Origin of the sequence: Rhodococcus sp. NPDC057014 (assembly GCF_042673295.1) — a bacterium.
GTDB lineage: Bacteria > Actinomycetota > Actinomycetes > Mycobacteriales > Mycobacteriaceae > Rhodococcus_F.
This window is the reverse complement of sequence record NZ_JBHUSF010000543.1, coordinates 1-3,175: the sequence shown is the minus strand read 5'-3', so window position 1 is coordinate 3,175 and position 3,175 is coordinate 1. Positions and strand designations below refer to the sequence as shown.

Below are 3,175 nucleotides of genomic sequence, written 5' to 3'. Positions count from 1 at the left end.
TTTGCCGCCGGCACCCGCACGTCCTCGAAGATCACCTGCCGGGTCGGTTGGGCGTTCCAGCCCATCTTCACCTCGTTCGGCCCGAACGACAGCCCCGCCGCACCCTTGGGGACGATGAACGCCGAAATGCCGCGCGGGCCGGTGTCGCCGGTGCGGGCCATCACCACGTACACCTCCGAGGTCCCGGCCCCGGAGATGAACTGCTTGACCCCGTTGAGGACGTAGTCGTCGCCGTCGCGGACCGCCTTCGTGCTCAACGCCGCCGCATCCGAGCCGGCGCCGGGCTCGGTCAGGCAGTAACTGCCCAGCTGATCCATCGCGCACAGCCCCGGCACCCAGGCGTGGCGTTGCTCCTCGGTGCCGAACCGGTCGATCATCCAGGTGACCATGTTGTGGATGGAAATGTAGGCGGCGATCGACGGGCAGCCCTTCGCCAGCTGCTCGAAGATGCGGGCCGCATCGACCCGGGTCAGCTCGGAGCCGCCCACGTCCTCGCGGACGTAGATCCCGCCCATCCCCAGCGAGGCCGCCTTCCGCAGCACATCGACCGGGAAATGCTTGGCCTGATCCCATTCCACCGCATGCGGCGCCAGATGCTCGGCCGCGAAATCACGGGCCGTGTCACTGATCGCCCGCTCGTCATCGGTCAAGGTGAACATACAAATCGACCCTTTCAGGTTCGGGTAGTTGGAAGTACTATAGTTGGATATCCATGTAAATTGCCAGTGGGATGTGACCCGAAAGTGGTCGTTCATTGGATGCCCGAGTACGAACCACGAGGAGGCTACCGGTGGCCACTACGCAACCACCCCACCCGGCGCCCGGTGCCGATTCCGTCGCGCCGGCCACGGCGCTGATCGCCGCCGTCCTGCAGACGCAGAAGCTGATCACCCATCACCTCAACTCCACGTTGCGCCCACTCGGCCTGTCCTTCGCCCGGTACGAGGTCCTGGCGATGATGGTCGCCGCGAACGGCCCGCTGCCCATGGTGCGCATCGTCCGTGCCCTGGACCGGCACCCGACCACCATCGGAACGCTCGTCGACGGCCTCGAAGAGGCAGGGCTGTGCGTGCGGACGATCAATCGCTCCGATCGTCGCTCGACCCTCGTCACGGTCACCGAGAGGGGCCTCGAGGTGGGGGCCTCGGCGAGCCGAGCCCTCGACGGCGTCGCTCTCGCGGACCCGCAGGACATGCACCGTCTCCACGAGGGTCTGCAACAGTTACTCACCGCAACCCGGCGGGCATCGACCGCGGCCGCCGAAATGTCGGAGGGTCGGCCGTGATCGACGTACGCAACATTCGCTCGGATGATCTGCGGTACCTGCTCGCCGTGGCGCGCACGGGTCGCCGCCAATCCGCGGCGATGGACCTGGGCGTCGATCACACCACCGTCTCGAGGCGCGTGCGCGCGCTCGAGAAGGTCCTCGGCGTCCGACTGCTGCAGCGCAGTGCCGACGGGTGGGAGTTGACCGATGTCGGCCGATCGATCGCGGAGAAGGCGCAACAGATCGACGAGGCCGTTCAGGAAGCGGCCGACGTGGTCCTCGGTATCAGTGAGAATCCACTCCGCGGAACGGTCCGGATCACCGCCCCGGACGGATTCGGCTCGTTGTTCGTCGCTCCGGCGCTGGCCAAGCTGAGAATGAATCATCCGCATCTCGTCGTCGAATTGGTCACCGATACACGGCAACTCAATCTCTATCAATCGGGGTTCGACCTGGCCGTCGCGGTGGGGACACCGATCACCAGTCGGCTGGTCTCCGAACGCGTGTGCCAGTACTCGCTCGGGTTGTACGGCAGCGAACAGTATTTCCGCGACCACGGTGAACCCGGCAGCATAGAAGAGCTGACGGCGCACCCGCTGGTCTTCTTCGTCGACTCCCTGCTGCAGGTCGGGGATCTCGACTTGAACCGTCATCTGCCCGGGGTTGCGGCAAAATTCATGTCCACCAACATCTTCGCTCACGTCGCGGCCACCCGGTCCGGCGGCGGCATCGGACTGCTGCCGGCGTTCATGGCCGACCAGCACGCCGATCTGCGCCGGATCCTGCCCGGCGCCGTCGACGTCCGCCTCGCCTTCTCCCTGGCCGCTCGCCGCGAAAGCCTGACCAATCCTGCGGTACAGGCTGTCCGGCAAGCGATCCAGGAAGAGGCGCTCAGTCGTCGAGACGAACTGGTCCCGACCCTGTAGTTCCGCCGGTCGGCGTCACGCCTGCGCGGGCACCTTGGTGTCGAGCGGATCGGCGGCGTCCACCGCGTCGAGCCAGTCGAGGATCTGTTCGGTGTGCTGCCCGAGCACCGGTGGTGCTGCATGCTCGGCGCGCACCAGCGAGTCGCCGCGTGCCGATTCCATCCGCAGGGACGGTCCGGGCAACTGCACGGGTCCCACCACCGGGTGCTCGACCTCGAGCAGCAGTCCCTGGCTGCGGGTCTGCTCCCACTCGTACACCTCGTCGATCGTCCGGATCGATCCCGCGGGAACACCCGCGGCCTCGAGCGCGGCGAGCACGTCGACCCGGGTACGGCCGGCGAAGTCGGCCTCGATGGCGGCGATCAGTGCATCCCGGGCCGCGACCCGGTCACGGTTGACCGCGAACCGCGGATCGTCGGCCGACAGACCGGCGACCGGGGCGAATTTCGCCCAGATCGCCTCGCTGCCGACCGCGACCTGCACGTAGCCGTCCGCGCAGCGGAAACTGCCGTACGGGGCGATCTGCGGATGGTGATTGCCGGACCGCTGCGCGACCTGACCGCCGACGGTCCACTTCGTGCCCTGGAAGGTGTGCGCGCTGACGGCCGCGGCCAACAGCGACGTCCGGACCACCATGCCCTTGCCGGTCTTCTCCCGGGCCGCCAGCGCCGCCGACACTCCGGCAGTTCCGTGGACACCGGCGAGCACGTCCGCCATCGGCACACCGATGCGCGTCGGTTCCCCGTGGGGATCACCGGTGACCGACATGAGTCCGGCCTCGCCCTGGGCGATCTGGTCGTAGCCCGCGCGGGATCCTTCCGGGCCGTCGTGCCCGAACCCGGTGATCGACAACGTGATCAGCCGTGAGTTGAGTTCTTCGAGCACCTCCGGCGGAAATCCGAGGCGGTCGAACGCGCCGGGCCGGAGGTTCTCGATCAGCACGTCCGCCTGCCGGATGAGGCGACGCAGCGCGTCCTTGCCG

General features: G+C 67.6%; 4 protein-coding genes. 2 read left to right on the top strand and 2 right to left on the bottom strand.

What is annotated here, in order from left to right:
• On the bottom strand, positions 1 to 659 hold a 659-nt coding region (locus ACFTZB_RS44495; protein ID WP_378442228.1), incomplete at its 3' end, for an acyl-CoA dehydrogenase family protein.
• A gap of 131 nt (positions 660 to 790) precedes the next feature.
• On the opposite strand from ACFTZB_RS44495, the gene ACFTZB_RS44490 reads away from it, so the two are divergent.
• Positions 791 to 1,285 (top strand): MarR family winged helix-turn-helix transcriptional regulator, encoded by a 495-nt coding sequence (locus ACFTZB_RS44490; RefSeq protein ID WP_378442226.1) that lies wholly within the window; start codon positions 791 to 793, stop codon positions 1,283 to 1,285.
• Positions 1,282 to 2,193: a LysR family transcriptional regulator gene (locus tag ACFTZB_RS44485; RefSeq protein WP_378442224.1), complete on the top strand. Its 912-nt coding sequence runs from the start codon at positions 1,282 to 1,284 to the stop codon at positions 2,191 to 2,193. The genes ACFTZB_RS44490 and ACFTZB_RS44485 overlap by 4 nt, the downstream gene beginning before the upstream one ends.
• Positions 2,194 to 2,208: 15 nt before the next feature.
• Here ACFTZB_RS44485 and ACFTZB_RS44480 read toward each other — a convergent pair.
• Positions 2,209 to 3,175, bottom strand: a 967-nt coding sequence (locus ACFTZB_RS44480; RefSeq protein ID WP_378442222.1) for a CaiB/BaiF CoA transferase family protein, incomplete at its 5' end; no start/stop codon positions are given.